This window comes from Streptomyces sp. 11-1-2, from assembly GCF_003595545.1.
Lineage (GTDB): Bacteria > Actinomycetota > Actinomycetes > Streptomycetales > Streptomycetaceae > Streptomyces > Streptomyces hygroscopicus_B.
This window is the reverse complement of record NZ_CP022545.1, coordinates 10104897-10121988: the sequence shown is the minus strand read 5'-3', so window position 1 is coordinate 10121988 and position 17092 is coordinate 10104897. Positions and strand designations below refer to the sequence as shown.

Below are 17092 nucleotides of genomic sequence, written 5' to 3'. Positions count from 1 at the left end.
GGGTGTGCTCAGGCGTCCGGCAGCACTCCGGGCCGGAACTTCTCGACGCCTACGACGCGGTGGACATGGTGCGGCTCGATGTACACCGCCACGCGCACCTCGCCGGGGGCCAGCCAGGGGAACGTCTCCGTGCCGAGGTACTTCTGTGCGAGACGGTCCATGACGTGTACGCCCGGCTCCCCCTCGACGAAGCGGACGGCGCGGCCCCGGATCTCCACCCGGTGATACGGATCCTCGGTGTCCATACAGCACAGTGACACCCGGGGATCGCGCCGAAGGTTCTCCTCCTTGATGCGCCCCGCCGAGGTGTTGATCACCACCAGGCCGTCCTCCAGGTCGGCCCACATCGGGGTCAACTGCGGCGACCCGTCCGGGTTCAGGGTGGCCACTTGCCAGAACCTGGGTTCCTGAAGCCAAGCGCGGGTGATCTCGTCCAGGGTGGCAGCCATGCGGTTCCGCTCCTTACTCATCGTTCAAGCGGTCCAACGCCTACCCGGCCACCAGGGTTCCGAACTGCCTGCCGCCCCGACCGCGAACAAACGCACACCGGCCGACGCCGAGGCGGCCTGCCTCGGCGTCGGCCGGTGAGGTTCAGTCGTGCCGGGGAGGACTGAACAGGGACGCCCGGCCACGGCCAGGAGGCAGCCGAACTCGTCCACCCCGAGCGGGTCGGACAGCTGAAAGCGGACGGGGCGGTCGATCTCGGTGAGGGCGTTGGACATTTCCCGGAAGGTGCGCTGCATGGTGTTCTCGGTGATGTCCAGCAGCTCGCGCAGCCGCAGTCCGGTGCGGTGCATCATCGGCACGTAGTCGTCGACGTCGGGCAGGGTCACCATGGAGACCCGGCAGAAGCCGTCGATGGCCGGGTTCCGCTCGGCCTTGCGCGGGCCGCGCTCGAAGAACTCGGTGAGGACGAGCCGGCCGCTGGGGCGCAGCACCCGGTAGACCTCGCTGAGCACCTGCCTTGATCTGCTCCTCGCTGATGCTGATGCCGGTGACCCTGGCACCGGTGCGCTCCACGATCCGCAGGCCCGGCCCGCCCACCCCGCGGCCGAGGTCGAGGACATGGGCGTTGGCGTCCACCTTGAGGCGCTCGATGACGACGTCGGTGAACCGTACGGCCGCTTCCTCGTACGGAGTGTCGGACTCCGGGTCGTCCCAGAAGCCGATGTGGAGCCGGCGGTTGACGAAGCCGTAGCTCAGCTCTTCGTGGGGGATCTCGTCGTAGAGCTTGCCGACGGCTTCCGGCACCGGCACGGGCAGGGTGGACTCGGGCATGAGCACTGCCTTCCTGATCGATGGATCCTCTGTCTGGTCCACCCGCGGCTCGGACGTGCATGTCCGAGGGACATCACCAGGCCACGGGAAGCTCATAGACGCCGTAGACGATCCCGTCGTGCTTGAACGGGATCTTCTCCAGTTCGGTCGCCAGTTTCAGTGTGGGAATGCGCCGGTAGAGGGTGCTGTAGATGACCTTGAGCTCCATGCGCGCGAGGGTTTGGCCCAGGCACTGGTGCACCCCGAAGCTGAAGGCCAGGTGGCGGCGGGCGTCGCGCCGGAGGTCCAGCCGCTCGGGGTCGCCACTGAAGGCGTCGGGGTCGCGGCTGCCGATGTCGTTGGCCATGATGACGCCCTCGCCGACGCGCCGGGGCCCGGGCTCCGGGCGACGCGCCCCCGGCGTGGGTGACCCGGTCACCGGTCGTTGGGTGAACGGCTGCCTGAGGCTACCTGCACTCCGTATGCTCACTGCATGATCGATGTGCCGCTCTCCGCGCTGGAAGTCGCCATGGTCCAGACTGGTACGCGAGCCGTGGACACGCTACGTGACACCACCGCCTTCGCCCTGCGTCTCGACGCCCTCGGCTACCACCGACTCTGGTATGCCGAGCACCACCACTCCCCCGCCATCGGCGCCTTCCCACCCGTGGTCCTGACCGCCCACGCGGCCGCGTCGACATCGGCCATCCGCCTGGGCTCCGGAGGCGTACTCGCCCCCAACCACGCCCCCATCATGCTGGCGGAGCAGTTCGGCACCCTCGCCGCGCTGCACCCCGACCGGATCGACCTGGGCATCGGCCGCGGCCCCGGCACCTTCGACGAGTCCACGGCCCGGGCGCTGCGGCGCGGCGCCGGGCCGACGACGGACGACGAGTACCGGGACGACGTGGCGGCGACGCTGCGGTTCCTGGTCGAGGAGGTCGCGCTCGGTCCGCTGCCTGAGCCGTGGCTGCTGGCCTCCAGCACCGCCGGTGCCGCGCTCGCCGCGGAGCTCGGCCTGCCTCTCGCCTTCGCCCATCACATCCGCCCCGACAACACCCTCGCCGCGCTCGGCCACTACCGTGCGCACTTCGCGCCGTCCCCGTGGTGTGCGAGCCCCCGGGTGCTGGTGTGCGTGGAAACGATCTGCGCCGAGACCCAGGAGGAGGCGGCGCGGCTGTCCGGCCCGATGGATGTGGTCAAGGCCGGGCTCCTCAAGGGGCACAGCGAGGTTCCGTTCCCCTCGCCCGAAGAAGCGTCCGCGCACCCGTTCACGGCGGAGGATCGGCAGGCGCTGGCGGCCTTCCGGTCCCAGCAGGCTTACGGCACGCCCGCGACCGTCGTGCGGCGGCTGGCGGAAGTGGCGGACGCGACCGGGGCGGATGAGCTGATGCTGGTCACGCCGGTCTACGCGCTGGCGGCCCGCCTGCGCTCGTACGAACTCGTCAAGGAACACGCCGCCGCGCCGTCGGCCACGACGCCGCAGCACTGACCGCATATCCACGACAGGCACGCCGGGCCGCCCATGGGCCCGGCGGGTGCCTCACAAGAAACACACAAAGCCCTCTCCTAAGGTCCGAGCGACGAAGACGCCCAACTCGTAGGAGGTTGCGCCATGTTCGGCAGTCGCCGTCCACGTGTCCTCGCCGCCTTGTGTGCGGCTCTGGCCATCGCCTTGCTGGCCTCGTGCGCGAGAGTGGTGAGCGCGGCCACCGAAGGTGACTCCCCCGCGGCCGACACCTCGAGCTCGGGCAAGAAGCCCAACATCGTGTACGTCCTCACGGACGACCTGGCGTGGAACCTCGTGGAGTACATGCCGCATGTGCGGCAGCTCCAGAAGAAGGGCACCACCTTCACGAACTTCTTCGCCACGGACTCGCTGTGCTGTCCGTCGCGTACGTCCCTCCTCACCGGTCAGTACCCGCACAACACCGGGGTCTTCACCAACACCGGCGACGACGGCGGCTACGGCGCGTTCCTGAAGAACCGCAACGAGGAGAAGACCTTCGGGCCCGCGCTGCAGCGCGCCGGCTACCGCACCGGGTTCATGGGCAAGTACCTCAACGGGTACCAGCCGGCCGACAAGAACGGCACCTCCAAGCCGTATGTCCCCTCCGGCTGGGACGAGTGGGACGTGGCCGGGGACGGCTACAAGGAGTACAAGTACGACCTGAACGAGAACGGCAAGGTCGTGCCCTATGGGAAGGCCCCCCAGGACTATCTGACGGATGTGTTGTCAACGAAGGCGACCTCCTTCATCGGCTCCTCGGCGGATGCGAAGAAGCCGTTCATGCTGGAGGTGGCCACGTTCGCGCCGCACGGCCCCGCCACACCCGCGCCGCGCGACAAGGACACGTTCCCCGGGCTCAAGGCGCCCCGGACCGACGCCTACGACAAGGCCACCCGCAACGCGCCGAAGTGGCAGCGCTCCTTGTCGCCACTGACGGCGAAGGAGAAGGAGGAGACCGACCAGAGGTTCGCCAAGCGGGTGCGCTCCGTCCAGGCGGTCGACGCCATGATCGGTCAGCTGGAGAAGACACTCCAGGAGAAGGGCCTGGCGGACGACACCTACCTCGTGTTCGGCTCCGACAACGGCTTCCACATGGGCGAACACCGGCTCCGCCCGGGAAAGCAGACCGCCTACGACACCGACGTCAAGGTGCCGATGATGGTCACCGGACCCGGCGTTCCGGCCAGTGCGGAGGTGTCGCGGCTCGCGGAGAACGTCGACATCAACCCGACCTTCCTGGACCTGGCCGGCGTGAAGCCGCCGTCGACCGTGGACGGGCGCAGCCTCAGCGACCTGATGCACGGCCGGACGGAGGACGAATGGCGCCAGGCCGTCCTGGTCGAACACCATCACGCGACGTCCAAGGAGGGTGACCCCGACGCGGCGCCCAAGGACAGCGGCGACCCGCCGACCTACGCGGCGATGAGGACCGACGACTCCCTCTACGTCGAATACGCCGATGGGGAGCGCGAGTTCTATGCGCTGGGCTCCGATCCCGACCAGTTGACCAACCGGGCGGCGTCGCTCTCGGCCGCACAACGGGCCGCCCTGCACCACACCCTCACCGCGCTCCAGCAATGCAAGGGCGCGGAAAGCTGCCAAGCCGCGTCCCGGACGCAGACCTAGCGGCGCCCGCGGCCCGGCCCCGGCGACTATCCGGGGCCGGGTGCCGGCTCCGGCCCGGTCGCTTCGAACTCGATACGGACCTCGTCGGAGAGCTTCAGCGCGCCCAGGAACGCGCTGTACGGCTTGATGCCCCAGGTGGATTGGGTGACGGACGCCCAGCCGCGCAGCGTTCCCTTGGGATCGCCGCTCCCGTGCACCGTCACCGGGTGGGTCCGGCCCTTGATGGTGAGGTCGCCCGTGATCTCGAAGGACTCGGGCGTTCCGGTGATCCGCGTGGAGCGGAAGGTGATCGTGGGGTGCTCCGTGGTGTGCAGCAGTCCCTTGCCCTCCAGCGTCCGCTCGATCTCGGCCCGGTCGCCCTCGCTGAGCGGCTTCAGCCCGCCGGTCGCCTCCCGGACGCTCAACGAGTCCGTCTCGACCGTCACGGTCACCGACGACTCCTCGGGGGCACCGCCGACCACCGTCGCCTCCCCGGACCAGCGGGTGGCCTCGATCGTCAGATCGTGCCCCGCCCTCCGCCCGAGCCCGGTACGGCTGGTCTTGATCAGCAGTCGTCCGCCCGGCGGCCCGAGGCGATGGTTTCCCTCACTCAGTGTCACAGCACTCACCGTACGCGACGGCCAGGGGCTTTCCCGGTATGTGTCGCACACCCCCGCGGGGCGCTCCGCCGAGCGGCCCGACGACCTCTCAGGCGCCGGGGCGGTGTGACGCCGACGGTCCCGCTCCGGAAGGCCGTGTCATGGCGGGGATGACGCCACCGGCGAGAACCGCTTCCCGCTGCCGGGGGGAGAGACGGTGACGGACGGCGTACTCCTCGTCCCGGGTCGCGTTGCGGACGCGAAGAGTCGGGGCACCGCCCGGGGAGAGGGCCCCGCGCAGCCCGGACAGATGCAGCCGGTCGTCGGTCTCGATGCGCTCGTAGTCGGCGGGATCCACGAACTCCAATGGCAGGACACCGAAGTTGACGAGGTTCTGCCAGTGGATGCGGGCGTAGGACTTGGCGATGACCGCTCGCAGCCCGAGGTAGCGCGGTGTGATGGCGGCGTGTTCGCGGGAAGAGCCCTGGCCGTAGTTCGCACCGGCGACGATGAGATGCCCGCCGTCCTCCCGGACCGCCTCGGCACGCCGCGGGTAGTCGGGGTCCAGCCGGGTGAGGGTGAATCCCGCCAGCTTGGGGATGTTGGAGCGGTAGGGCAGGGCGGCCGCTCCGGCCGGGGAGATCTCGTCGGTCGAGACATCGTCGCCGGCCTTGAGGAGGACGGGGCCGTGCAGGCTGTCCGGCAGCGGATCCAGCTCCGGCAGTGCGGAAATGTTGGGGCCGCGTTCCAGCGATACGCGCGCGGCCTCGTCCGGTGGCAACGGCGGCTCCAGCATGGCGTCGTTGTTCGCGGGCGGGTCGGGTAGGTCCGGCGCGGGAGGAGCCGCCGAGAGGCGGTCGGCCCAGTCGCGCGGATCCGTGATGACGCCGGTCAGCGCGGAGGCCGTGGCGGTCTCCGGTGAGCACAGCCACACCGCGTCGTCCTCGGTGCCGGAACGGCCGGGGAAGTTGCGCGGGAAGGTGCGCAGGGAATTGCGTCCGGAGGCCGGTGCCTGTCCCATGCCGATGCAGCCCAGACAGCCCGACTGGTGGATCCGGGCACCGGCGGCGATCAGGTCGAACGTCGCGCCGCGGCGCGTCAGGTCCTGGAGGATCTCGCGGGATGTCGGGTTGATGTCGAAGCTCACCCCGGCCGGGACCTGCCGCCGGGCCACCATGGCGGCCGGGACGGCGAAGTCGCGGAATCCGGGGTTGGCGGAGGAGCCGATGACGACCTGGGCGATGGGCTCTCCGGCCACCTCCCTGACCGGCACGACGTTTCCCGGAGAGGTGGGCCGTGCGATGAGCGGCTCCAAGGACGACAGGTCGATCTCCTCGTCGAGGTCATAGGACGCGTCCTGTTCCGCGGCGATCTCGACGAAGTCATCGCCACGCCCCACCCCGTCGAGGAAGCCGCGCACCGCCTCGTCCGAGGGGAAGACGGTGGTGGTGGCGCCGAGTTCCGCCCCCATGTTCGCGATGACGTGCCGGTCCATCGCGGTGAGGGAGGCCAGACCGGGTCCGTGGTACTCCAGGACACGTTGGACGCCTCCTTGCACTCCGTGACGGCGCAGCAGCTCCAGGATCACGTCCTTGGCGCTCACCCAGGGAGGAAGCTCCCCGGTCAGCCGAATGCCCCAGACCTTGGGCATGGTGAGGTGGAGGGGCCGTCCGGCGATGGCGAGTGCCACTTCCAGGCCGCCGGTGCCGATCGCGAGCATGCCCAGAGAGCCGCCGGCGCAGGTGTGCGAGTCCGAACCGGCGAGGGTTTTGCCGGGAGCGCCGAAGTGGTGCATGTGTGTGGGGTGTGAGACGCCGTTGCCGGGCTTGGAGAACCACAGGCCGAAGCGGCGGGCGGCCGAGCGCAGGAAGAGATGGTCCTCGGCGTTGCGCTCGTCGGCCTGCAGGATGTTGTGGTCCACGTACTGCACACTGGCCTCGGTCCGGACCCGGTCCAGGGCCAGCGCCTCCAGCTCCTGCATCACCAGCGTGCCGGTGGCATCCTGCGTCAGCGTCTGGTCCACGCGCAGCGCGATCTCCTCCCCCGGCTCCATGCGGCCGGACAACAGGTGATCGCCGATCAGTCGCTGCGTCACGGTGCCGTGCGCGCGAGCACGGGGCAGATCCATAGATCCACCGCCTTTCCGGGCGGAGTGTCCGGGCCCTCCGGGCGCCCCGCAGCGGGTTCCCGCCAGATACCGCCATATACCCCCATACTGCACCCATCACAGGGGGGCCACGGTCATGGCCCGGCGGTGCGGATGCGCGGCCGGCAGCCGCCTCTCACCATTCGGCCCCCTCCGGATCATTTTTGTACTGACTCTTGACGAAAATCAGCGGGCGTTCGCATGCTGTGCTCCATGCCGACCAACTCCGAGAACAGGTTGCACATCGACAGACGGACGTTGTTGACCGGAGTCGCCGGAACCCTGGGAATCGCGGCGGGACTGCCCGCGACCGCGGCCCAGGCATCACCCACGGGGGCCCCGCCGATAGGGCGACACCCGTCGAACTGGCCCCAACTCGAGCCCTACGGCCTCGCGGACACCCGGCTGGACCTGTGGCCGCGCCAGGACAACTCCTTCGTCCTCCCGCTCGAACGGCGGCCCCGCGACCGGGAGCGCGGCGTGGTCTGGATGCGGGACACCTACGTCAACTGCTTTGTCGTGGACGGCCGTCCGATGTACGTGGCCACCGGCACCACCCGCGTGCCCGGGCTCAGCGCGGCCGCCCCGTGGAACGACGGCATCTTCGTGTGGGTGTCCCCGTCGCTTCGCGGGCCATGGCGGCTGGTGGACACGACCGGCATCCGGCCCGGCGCCGAGCGGGGCAAGGTGTGGTCGCCCGAGTTCGTCGGCGAGAACCGGCCCGGGCGCACGGTCGTCGCTCCGTGGCAGGAGTACTGGTACGACGACCAGTTCGGCAAGCGCGGCCAGGTCTGGGCCCCGGAGCTGCACTACTTCCGCGGCACCTGGTACCTCGTCGCGTGCATGGGCGACCACTCCCGGAAGGTGGGTTCGTTCCTGCTGGTGAGCGAGGGCGGGGTCGAGGGCCCGTACCGGCTCGTCGAGGGCAACCTCGACAAGCCCTTCGGCGAATCGTTCATCGGAGGCCCGGATTTCATCGAGCCCGGCGCCTACCACCACATCGACGGCAGCCTCTACACCGAGGGCGACGACGCGTGGCTGGTGCTCCACAACGACCTGTACGCACCGTTCCGGAACGACATGGAGGACATCAACCCGACGACCAAGCTCCCCACGTTCCGGCAGATGCCATACTCCCCCGAGCCGTATCTCGAGGGCGCGTACGTGTTCAAGTACCGGAGCAAGTACTACCTCGTCCAGGCCGCGTGGGACCGTACGTCGATCGATTCCGACGGCAGCACGCGCTACGCCTACGACCCACCGGGCCCCGGCCATGTGCAGTATCAGTACGACGCCGTCGTGGCCGTCTCGGACACCTTCGAGGGGCCGTATTCCCAGCGCTGGACCGCGGGTGTCGGGGCGGGCCACAACAACTTCTTCGTGGATCACGGCGGCCATCTGTGGGCGACGTTCTTCCGCAATCCGAACTTCGGCTACTGGTCGCACCCGTCACGCATCGCCGACGCCGCCGTCCCCGGTGTGGTGCGACTGGAATGGACCGGCCCGGAGGGCAACCGTCTGTATGTCCAGCGCCGGAAGCGGGATCGGGTCAGGGGATGACCGGGCCGTCGAGCTCGACGATGATCCGGACACTGTCCGGGCGGGACCAGGTGGAGCTGCACATCACCGCACGCCCGGAGGCCGCGTCCCGGCTCAGGCTCTCCACCAGCCACACCGGCCGGTTGTGCGCCGCCTCCAGCCCCTCCGCCACCCGCCGGTCGGGCAGCACGCCGCTCACCCGGCACCAGGCGCGGACCGGGGTCACCCCGCACATCTGCCGCAGGATCGTGTCCAACGACTCCACGGCGTGCACGGCCGCGTCCAGCTCCGGCAGCATGTCGACCGGGATCCACTCCTGGGACCAGCCGCTGAGCAGGCCGTCGATGTACGACTGCCGGGTCAGCAGGTGGACCGCGCTACCTTCGGCACGTTCCAGCCGCTCGGCGATGGCGCCGGTGACCGGGACGGTGGTCACGTCGCGCACCACCGTGCGCGGTTCACCGCCCGCCTCGCGGATCGTCTGGTGCATCGAGGGGACACGGCTCTGGGAGAGCACGTAGTCCAGCGGACGGCTGACGAAGGTGCCCGCGCCCCGGACCCGGCGGACCAGATGGCGGCCCTCCAGCTCCTGCAGGGCGGACCGGGCGGCCGCCCGGCTGACGCCGAAGCGGGCGGCGATCTCGTGCTCGCTGGCGACCCGGACATCAGCCGGCTGGTCCGCGATCTCGGCGGCGAGCACCTCGGCAATCTCGGTATATCGACTTCTACTGGGCACCTGGCCACCCTGAACCCCGGCGAGTTGTCCGGACAAGTCAGCGAAATGGACCATTCCGCATCTAGCTGGTGAACGCTGGGGACAGGTCTTGTGTCCTCGGGATGCCGTCGGCGGGACGGCGAAGGCCGCCGCCTGGGGGGCGACGGCGGCCTCGCGCGAGCGGTCGTGCGCGGTACCAGCGTCGCGCCCGGCACCGGTGCCGGGTGTCAGGCGTACACCTTGCGTACCCAGACGGCCAGCCCCTCGATGAGCAGCACCAGCGCCAGCTCCATCAGGACGATGGTGGTGACCACCGGGAACTGCAGGACCCGGGCCGCGTTCAGCAGGTCGTAGCCGATGCCACCGGCGCCGACGATGCCGAGCAGCGTCGCCGAGCGCAGATTGACGTCCAGCTGGTACAGCAGGTGTCCCACCACCGCCGGCCAGGCCCGGGGCAGGACGGATCCGAAGAACACCTGGTGCCTGCGGGCACCGGTGGCGACCAGGGCCCGGGCCGGGCCCGGGTCGGTCTCCTCCAGGGAGTCGGCCACCAGCTTGCCGAGCAGGCCGACCGAACCGACGCCGAGGGCGAGCGCGCCGGAGACCGCGCCCAGGCCGGTCACGACGACGAAGACGATCGCCAGGACGAGTTCCGGGATGGCCCGCACCAGGAGGATGACCGTACGGAAGAACCGGGCCACCCGGGGCGACCCCCCCACGTTCCGCGCCGCGAGGGTGCCCAGCGGCAGCGCCAGGACCAGCCCGATGAGGGTGCCCGCGAGCGCGATCTGCAGGGTGGCCCACAGATCGGCCCAGAGCTGGCCGCCGATCCCACCGGTGCCGGGCGGCAGGAAGTCGCCCACCGTCGGGAAGAACGACTCGGCGCCGCGCCGCAACGTGTTCCAGGACAGGCCGGAGCGTACGGCCGAGGCCACGACCAGGGCGACGGTGAGCACCAGCCAGGTGGTCCGGCGGATCCGCCGGGCGTCCCAGCGTGGCAGGCCGCGGCGTACGGCCGTGCCACCGTCGGCCGCCTGTGCCTCGGTGCCCATGGCGGCGGTGATGCCGTCGGCACCAGCGGCGGTGGCCGGGGTGGCGCCGGAGGACGGGCGGGCCGGAGCCGTGCCGCCCGGCCGCTCGGCGCGGCGCGCACCCTGGCGCTCCGGCCGCCGGCGGCGGGGCCGCCGCGCGGCGGTGACGTCCTGGAGCAGTGTGCGCCGGATGGCGCCGGAGATCGACTCGGCGACGAAGCAGAGCAGCAGCAGGACCACGGCGATGGCCATCGCCCGCTGGTAGTCGAGGGTGGTGATCGCCGTGGACAGCGCGTACCCCAGACCGTTGACGCCGACGAAGCCGAGCACGGCAGAGGCGCGCAGGTTGATGTCGAGGCGGTGCAGCGCGGTCGCCACCAGGGACGGCAGCGCCTGCGGCAGCACCGCGGCGGTGATCTGCTGCAGCCGTCCGGCGCCGGTCGCGCGCAGTGCGGTGCGCGGCCCCTCGTCGGTCTGCTCGACGGCGTCGGCGTACAGCTTGCCCACCATGCCGACGGAGTGGACACCGAGCGCCACCACACCGGTCATCCCGCCCAGCCCGAAGACACGGAAGGCGGCGATGGCGAAGACCACCTCGGGAACCGCGCGGCAGAGCACGATCACGCCGCGCGAGGCGAGACGGGCGGCTGTCCCCGGGGTGGTGTTGCGGGCCGCCAGCAGGGCCAGCGGCACACTGAGCACCACCGAGAGCACGGTGGCGGAGACCACGATGGCCAGCGTCTGCCAGATCAGCGAGAACAGTTCACCGGCCGGCGGGAAGTCCAGTGGCAACGTGTGAGACAGGAAGGCCACCGCGTTGTCGGCGCTGTCGGTGAGCGTGGCGATATTGAGCCGGAGCGCGATGAACGCCCACACCCCGCCGATCACACACAGCATGAGGGCCGTGGCCGCGCTGAGCCCGGCCGCGGTGGGGCGGGCCAGGGTCCGCCGGTGCGGGCGCGTGGCGCCGGGGCCAGGACCGGGGGCGGCGGGGGGCGCGGTCGGGGGATGATGGTCGACTACGGACACTCAGTCCCCCTTCGTGAACGCCGCCGACGCGGTGACCGGGACAGGAGCAGTGGCCAAGGCGGGGCTGGGGGCGACGGCCGAACCGGCCGCGACGGCGGCGGCCACGCCCTCGGCGCTCCCGGCGGCCACCTCCTCGTACAGCCGCATCACCGTCGCGCGGTCGATGCCCTCCGTGGCCACGTCCATGACGACCCGGCCCGACCGCAGGCCGATGATCCGGTGCGCCCAGGACAGGGCCAGGTCGACCTGGTGCAGGCTGCACAGCACGGTCAGTTCCCGCTCCCGGGCGACGCGCGTCAGCAGCCGCATGCCGAGGACTCGGGGTCGAGGGAGGCGACCGGCTCGTCGGCGAGCAGCAGGCCCGGTTCCTGCATCAGGGCGCGGGCCACGGCGACGCGCTGCTGCTGGCCGCCGGACAGGGTGTCCGCCCGCTGGAAGGCGTGTGCTGCCAGGCCCACCTGTTCCAGCCCGTCCAGTGCGCGTTCCCGCACCGCACGCGGGTAGCTCAGCAGCCCCAGCCGGGGTCCGCGCAGCGACCCGAGGACGCCGGTGCACACGTTCTCCAGCACGCTGAGCCGCCCGACCAGGTGGAACTGCTGGAAGACGAAGCCGATCCGGCGGCGCAGCGCGCGCAGCTCGGACCGGTCGGCCCGGGCCAGCGCGGTGCCGAGGACGGTGCCGTCGTCGGAGGTCGGCGCCTGGAGGCCGTCGAGCAGCGAGAGCAACGTCGACTTGCCGGAGCCGGAGAGCCCCAGCAGCGCCACGACCTCGCCGGGCCGCACCTCGAACGACACATCGTCCACGGCGAGCAGGGAGCCGGCGCCGGTGCCGAACCGCTTCGTCAGCCCGTCCAGCCGGATCACCGGCTCCCCGGCGGTGACCGGGGAGGCGGTGGCGGTGGCGGCAGTGGCCGCGGTGGCGGTGGGGGCCGGGGCCGTCACGAGCCGTCCTTGCACTGCGCGTCCTTGGTCGCGTCGCAGACCGCGCGGACGCTGTCGTAGTCGGAGTCATTGACCGCGGCGAAGCCCCAGTTGTCGTCGATCTTGCAGCCGTCGCCGGAGCAGTAGCCCTTGGACTCCATGTAGTCGGCGTTGCCCTTGGTCAGGAACGCGTCGATGATCTTCTTCCGCAGGCTCGCGGTGAGGTCGGTGGAGACCGCGGCGGGCGAGCCGGGGATCTCGGAGGACTTCCAGACGGTCTTCAGCTCGCCCTTCTTGAGCTTGCCCTGCTTGATCAGGTCGCTGTCCACCATGGTGTCGAAGGCGAAACCCGCGTCGCAGTCGCCGGAGGCGACCGACAGCGCCGAAGCGTCGTGACCGCCCGCCATGACCTTGGTGTAGTCGGCGGCCTTCACGCCCGCCTTCAGCAGACCGGCCTGCGGATAGAGGTAGCCGGACGTCGAGGTCGGGTCCACGAAGCAGACCTTGTGGCCCTTGAAATCGGCGAGGCTGTTGATGTCCTTGGAGCCACTGCGGGTGATGCCGTACGACTTGTAGCCCGGCTTGGCGCCCTTCGCGGTGACCAGCGCTCCGGCCAACTTCACACCCACTCCACTGTCCTTGGCGACGACGTAGGAGAGCGGACCGTAGAGCGCGACGTCCGCCTTGTGCGCCCGCTGCGCCTCGATGACGGCGGCGTAGCTGGTCGCCTTCTGCATCTGGACCTTCTTGCCGGTCTCGGCCTCCAGCAGCTTGACGAGCGGGGCGTACTGCTGGGCGAGGGAGGTGGAGTTCTCGGACGGGATCGCCGCGACCACCAGAGAGTCGGGATCCCGTCCTTCCGACGTGGAGCCGTTGTCCGAGGCACTGGCGCCGCAGGCCGTGAGCACGAGCGGCAGCAGCGCGGCGGCGAGGGGAAGGCGGAGGTGGCGAGGCATGGTCGTCCTTCGAGCGGTGGGGCGATTCGGGCCTCTCGGGGAGGTGAGGGCACCGGCGATAACGCCCACCTTGCGGAGAACAGGTGTGCACGCCCCTCGCCGTCGGTTACGGCTGTCTGAACGATGCGGGAGACAACGGATGGCTTGACCGGACAACCCGGGGGTCCGGCACGGTCGTGCCGGACCCCCGGGTTGCCTGGTTTCGCTTTGTACGCGTCAGCGCCGTCCGACGTCACCGCTGTCGTTGGTGGTGCCGTCGGTGCTGTCGTTCGTGTCGTTGCTGTCGTTCGTGTCGTTGGTGTCGTCCTCGCCCGCCTCCAGCAGGCCCGCCGCAGCGCCCACGATGCGCGGGTCGGCGACGCCGACGACCTCCTCGTCCTTGCCGGTGTAGTCGAAGCGGGCGAGCACACTGCGCATGGCCTCGACGCGGGCCCGCTTCTTGTCGTTGCTCTTGACCACCGTCCAGGGCGCGTACTCCGTGTCCGTCTCCCGGAACATGGCGACCTTCGCGGCGGTGTAGTCGTCCCAGCGGTCCAGCGAGGCCAGGTCCATCGGGCTGAGCTTCCACTGCCGTACGGGATCCACCTGGCGGATGGTGAAGCGGGTGCGCTGCTCGCTCTGGGACACCGAGAACCAGAACTTCACCAGGTCGACGCCGTCGTCCACGAGCATCCGCTCGAACAGCGGCGCCTGCCGGGTGAAGCGCTGGTACTCGTCCTGCGAGCAGAAGCCCATGACCCGCTCGACACCGGCCCGGTTGTACCAGGACCGGTCGAAGAGCACGATCTCACCCGCGGTCGGCAGATGCTCCACGTACCGCTGGAAGTACCACTGGCCACGTTCGCGCTCGGTGGGCTTCTCCAGCGCGACGACCCGTGCGCCACGCGGGTTGAGGTGCTCGGTGAAGCGCTTGATCGTGCCGCCCTTGCCGGCCGCGTCCCGACCCTCGAAGACGATGACGAGCCGGCGTCCGGTCTCCTTGATCCAGCTCTGCAGCTTCAGCAGTTCGATCTGCTGCAGCCGCTTGTGCCACTCGTACTCCTTGCGCTCCATGCGCTGCGGGTACGGGTAGTTCTCCCGCCAGGTGTCGACCGGGCTTCCGTCCGGCCGGATGAGCACGGGGTCGTCGTGGTCGCTGTAGTCGACCCGCAGGTCGGACAGCTCGGACAGCAAGGGCGGCGTTGTCATCCGGTCCTTCCTTTCGGCTCTCAGTGGAACTGCGGCACGATCAGATAGATTCCGTACGCCACCACCGCGGCGCACGCCACAAAGCACAGGCCGGCCTGGGTGAGGCCGACGGTGGAGCCGGTGCCGTTCTCCTCACGGGCTGTCTCCACGCGGGCGAGGCCCAGGACGCCGAGGGCGAAGACGACGACCACGGCGACGGTGACGCCGATGCTCACCGCGGCGACCTGGCCGAGTGCGGTCCAGTCGAGATGCATCGCTTTCAACTCTCCGTGATTCAGGGGGACTTACGCGGCCGTGCCGACCTTGGTCGGCGGCTCGGTGCGGATGGTGACCTCGTGGGCGTCGTTGACGTTCTTCGCGTCCACCGGGTTCCGGCGCGAGAGGAGCACGATGCCCCCGGCGAGGGCCGCACCGACCAGGGCGACGACCGCCGCGCCGATGTTGCCGCCGTTGGTGACCACGCTCGCGGAGACGCCGCCGACCAGCGCGGCGGCGGGCAGCGTGACCATCCAGGCGATCACCATGCGGCCCGCGACACCCCAACGCACCTCCGCCAGCCGTCGGCCGAGCCCGGCACCCAGGATGCTGCCGGATGCGACCTGCGTGGTGGACAGGGCGAAGCCCAGGTGCGCGGAGGTGAGGATGACGGTGGTGGAGGCGGTTTCGGCGGCGAAGCCCTGCGGCGACTGGATCTCGGTCAGACCCTTGCCCATGGTGCGGATGATCCGCCAGCCGCCCAGGTAGGTGCCGAGGCCGATGGCGAGCCCCGCGGAGGCGATCACCCACAGCGGCGGACCGGCGTCGTGGCCGAGAGAGCCCGTCGAGATCAGGGTCAGCGTGATGACACCCATGGTCTTCTGCGCGTCATTCGTGCCATGCGCCAGGGAGACGAGCGAGGCCGAGGCGATCTGGCCGATCCGGAAGCCCTTGGTCACCGACTTCTTGCGGGCGCGGTCGGTGAGCCGGTAGGCGAGGTAGGTGGCCAGCAGCGCGGCGACACCGGCCACGATCGGCGAGGCCACCGCGGGTATCAGCACCTTCTCGACAACCTTGTCGAAGTGCACGCCGTGCGAGCCCGCACCGACCCACACGGCCCCGATCAGTCCGCCGAACAGCGCGTGCGACGAACTCGACGGCAGCCCGACCAGCCAGGTCAGCAGATTCCAGAGGATCGCCCCGACCAGCCCCGCGAAGATCATGCCTGGGGTGACCAAGGTGTCATCGACGATGCCACCGGAGATGGTCTTGGCGACCTCGGTGGAGAGGAAGGCGCCGACGATGTTGAGGATCCCGCTCACCAGAACCGCCGTTCTGGGCGTGAGCGCGCCGGTGGCGATGGATGTGGCCATCGCGTTGGCCGTGTCGTGGAAGCCGTTGGTGAAGTCGAAGGCGAGGGCCGTGATGATGACGACCGCCACCAAGAAGGTGATGTGGTCCATTCCTGCATGGAAACAAGCTCAGGCCAATGCTCGGCGAACTCGAGGCAAAGGCAGTACCAGAACAGTGCACGTAGTTCATGGGAAACCACCGGCGAATGAGGAAGCCGTGCGCGCCCGCCCGGTTACTTGACGATGTCCAGGATGGCCATCATGCCCATGTCCTCATGGTTGAGGATGTGGCAGTGCAGGACCGTCTTTCCGGTGTAGTTGGTGAAGCGGATCCGGATGACGAGCCTGCCCTTGGCCGGCACATTGGCGATGTCCTGCAGGCTGTGGCCGTGGTGGGGTACGCCGTTGATGCTCATCAACTGGAAGTGGTTGGTGTGCACATGGAAGGAGTGCTGCTCGTCGCTGGTGTTGACGACGGTCCACTCCTCGGTGGTGTTCAGCTTCGATCTGAGGTCCACCCGGTGCGCGTCGAACTGCTTGCCGTCGATGTAGTACTTGGTCCCCGCCTTGTTCTCGGAGAACACGACGGTGCGCCGGCGGGCGAGCGGCAGATCGCTCAGATCCTCCGGCGGAGCGAAGGCCGAGGGCGGGGCCACGCGTGCCACCGGCTTCCCCGAGGAGATCAGGGTGGCCAGGTTCGCCCGGGGGAACTGGTTGCCGGCCGGGCCGGTGTCGTAGGGGAGTGTTTCCAGCACGGTGCGGCCGGCCCGGCCGCCGGTGACCAGCACGTCGAAGCGACTGCCGGCTTCGAGGAGGAGGGTGTCGGAGGTGAAGGTGCGGTCGACGGGGAATCCGTCGCGTCCGATCACCCTGAACCGTTGCCCCCGCAGGCGGAGCTTGTAGTAGATGTTCGCGCTGATGTTGGCCGGCCGCCACAGCTGGGTCTCGCCGGGCCGGATGTGGATGGTGGGCTTGAGCTGGCCGTTGACGGTCCGGTTGGTGGGGGCTCCGATCTTCAGTCCCTCGGTCTTTACCGCGTCGCCCCGCACCTGGAAGTCCTTGAGCGCGATGGTGTGCTCGGTGACGTGCCGCAGTGCCGGCGGCAGGTACTTTCGCTGCCCGCCGGAGCGAGCGGCGAGCGGCGCGCCGCTCATGGCCACGGGGGTACGGCGGCGCGGCGCGGTGTCACCCCGGTGGATCACCCGTCTCACCCGGTCGGACCCTGCCGCGCGGCCCGGTGCCACGGGTCCGGCGAACGTTGAGGAGGCA

At 70.0% G+C, this 17092-nt stretch carries 16 protein-coding genes and 2 pseudogenes; 3 read left to right on the top strand and 15 right to left on the bottom strand.

What is annotated here, in order from left to right:
- Positions 1-8: 8 nt before the first annotated feature.
- From CGL27_RS43475 to CGL27_RS43465, 4 genes and pseudogenes are all read right to left on the bottom strand, one after another.
- On the bottom strand, positions 9-449 hold the full coding sequence (locus CGL27_RS43475; RefSeq protein WP_014058911.1) for a PPOX class F420-dependent oxidoreductase: 441 nt from the start codon (positions 447-449) through the stop codon (positions 9-11).
- 24 nt (positions 450-473) lie between these two features.
- A complete protein-coding gene (locus CGL27_RS53330; RefSeq protein WP_276147941.1) occupies positions 474-959 on the bottom strand; it encodes a hypothetical protein in 486 nt (161 codons plus the stop codon).
- Positions 960-1011: 52 nt separating this feature from the next.
- Positions 1012-1278: pseudogene (locus CGL27_RS53325) on the bottom strand (SAM-dependent methyltransferase); the annotation flags it as partial.
- Positions 1279-1351: 73 nt separating this feature from the next.
- A pseudogene (locus CGL27_RS43465) lies at positions 1352-1645 on the bottom strand (cytochrome P450); the annotation flags it as partial.
- A gap of 105 nt (positions 1646-1750) precedes the next feature.
- Here CGL27_RS43465 and CGL27_RS43460 point away from each other — a divergent pair.
- Together CGL27_RS43460 and CGL27_RS43455 are read left to right on the top strand one after the other, a co-directional pair.
- Positions 1751-2749 (top strand): MsnO8 family LLM class oxidoreductase, encoded by a 999-nt coding sequence (locus tag CGL27_RS43460; protein ID WP_119993093.1) that lies wholly within the window; start codon positions 1751-1753, stop codon positions 2747-2749.
- A gap of 123 nt (positions 2750-2872) precedes the next feature.
- Positions 2873-4393, top strand: coding sequence for a sulfatase (locus CGL27_RS43455; protein ID WP_119993091.1), 1521 nt, complete (start codon positions 2873-2875; stop codon positions 4391-4393).
- Between the two features lie 26 nt (positions 4394-4419).
- Here the strand turns inward: CGL27_RS43455 and CGL27_RS43450 are convergent, their stop codons facing one another.
- Together CGL27_RS43450 and CGL27_RS43445 are read right to left on the bottom strand one after the other, a co-directional pair.
- Entirely contained in the window at positions 4420-4992 is a 573-nt protein-coding gene (locus CGL27_RS43450) for a YceI family protein (RefSeq protein ID WP_119993089.1), read from the bottom strand.
- An 88-nt stretch (positions 4993-5080) separates the two neighbouring features.
- Positions 5081-7099 (bottom strand): aconitate hydratase, encoded by a 2019-nt coding sequence (locus CGL27_RS43445; protein ID WP_119993088.1) that lies wholly within the window; start codon positions 7097-7099, stop codon positions 5081-5083.
- Positions 7100-7330: 231 nt separating this feature from the next.
- Here CGL27_RS43445 and CGL27_RS43440 point away from each other — a divergent pair, with 231 nt between their 5' ends.
- Positions 7331-8677 carry a family 43 glycosylhydrolase gene (locus CGL27_RS43440; RefSeq protein ID WP_119994838.1) on the top strand — a complete coding sequence of 449 codons (1347 nt, stop codon included), beginning with the start codon at positions 7331-7333 and terminating at the stop codon, positions 8675-8677.
- On the opposite strand, the gene CGL27_RS43435 is transcribed toward CGL27_RS43440, so the two are convergent.
- From CGL27_RS43435 to CGL27_RS43400, 9 genes are all read right to left on the bottom strand, one after another.
- Positions 8667-9356, bottom strand: coding sequence for a GntR family transcriptional regulator (locus tag CGL27_RS43435; protein ID WP_205587843.1), 690 nt, complete (start codon positions 9354-9356; stop codon positions 8667-8669). The two genes, CGL27_RS43440 and CGL27_RS43435, sit on opposite strands and share 11 nt — an antisense overlap.
- A gap of 242 nt (positions 9357-9598) precedes the next feature.
- The gene (gene phnE, locus CGL27_RS43430) at positions 9599-11431 is read right to left on the bottom strand and encodes a phosphonate ABC transporter, permease protein PhnE (RefSeq protein ID WP_119993085.1); all 1833 of its coding nucleotides are present in this window, start codon (positions 11429-11431) and stop codon (positions 9599-9601) included.
- Positions 11432-11740: a hypothetical protein gene (locus CGL27_RS52640; RefSeq protein ID WP_240450841.1), complete on the bottom strand. Its 309-nt coding sequence runs from the start codon at positions 11738-11740 to the stop codon at positions 11432-11434.
- Positions 11728-12372 carry an ATP-binding cassette domain-containing protein gene (locus CGL27_RS43425; RefSeq protein WP_240450840.1) on the bottom strand — a complete coding sequence of 215 codons (645 nt, stop codon included), beginning with the start codon at positions 12370-12372 and terminating at the stop codon, positions 11728-11730. The genes CGL27_RS52640 and CGL27_RS43425 overlap by 13 nt, the downstream gene beginning before the upstream one ends.
- Complete coding sequence (locus CGL27_RS43420) at positions 12369-13307, bottom strand: phosphate/phosphite/phosphonate ABC transporter substrate-binding protein (protein WP_119993083.1); 939 nt, start codon at positions 13305-13307, stop codon at positions 12369-12371. Before CGL27_RS43420 ends, CGL27_RS43425 begins: the two co-directional genes overlap by 4 nt.
- A gap of 216 nt (positions 13308-13523) precedes the next feature.
- Positions 13524-14495: a polyphosphate kinase 2 gene (gene ppk2, locus CGL27_RS43415; RefSeq protein ID WP_119993081.1), complete on the bottom strand. Its 972-nt coding sequence runs from the start codon at positions 14493-14495 to the stop codon at positions 13524-13526.
- Between the two features lie 20 nt (positions 14496-14515).
- Positions 14516-14749 carry a hypothetical protein gene (locus CGL27_RS43410; protein ID WP_078645489.1) on the bottom strand — a complete coding sequence of 78 codons (234 nt, stop codon included), beginning with the start codon at positions 14747-14749 and terminating at the stop codon, positions 14516-14518.
- A gap of 30 nt (positions 14750-14779) precedes the next feature.
- Entirely contained in the window at positions 14780-15934 is a 1155-nt protein-coding gene (locus CGL27_RS43405; RefSeq protein ID WP_119993079.1) for an inorganic phosphate transporter, read from the bottom strand.
- A gap of 122 nt (positions 15935-16056) precedes the next feature.
- Positions 16057-16977, bottom strand: a complete 921-nt coding sequence (locus CGL27_RS43400; protein WP_240450839.1) for a multicopper oxidase domain-containing protein — start codon at positions 16975-16977, stop codon at positions 16057-16059.
- Positions 16978-17092: the final 115 nt, after the last annotated feature.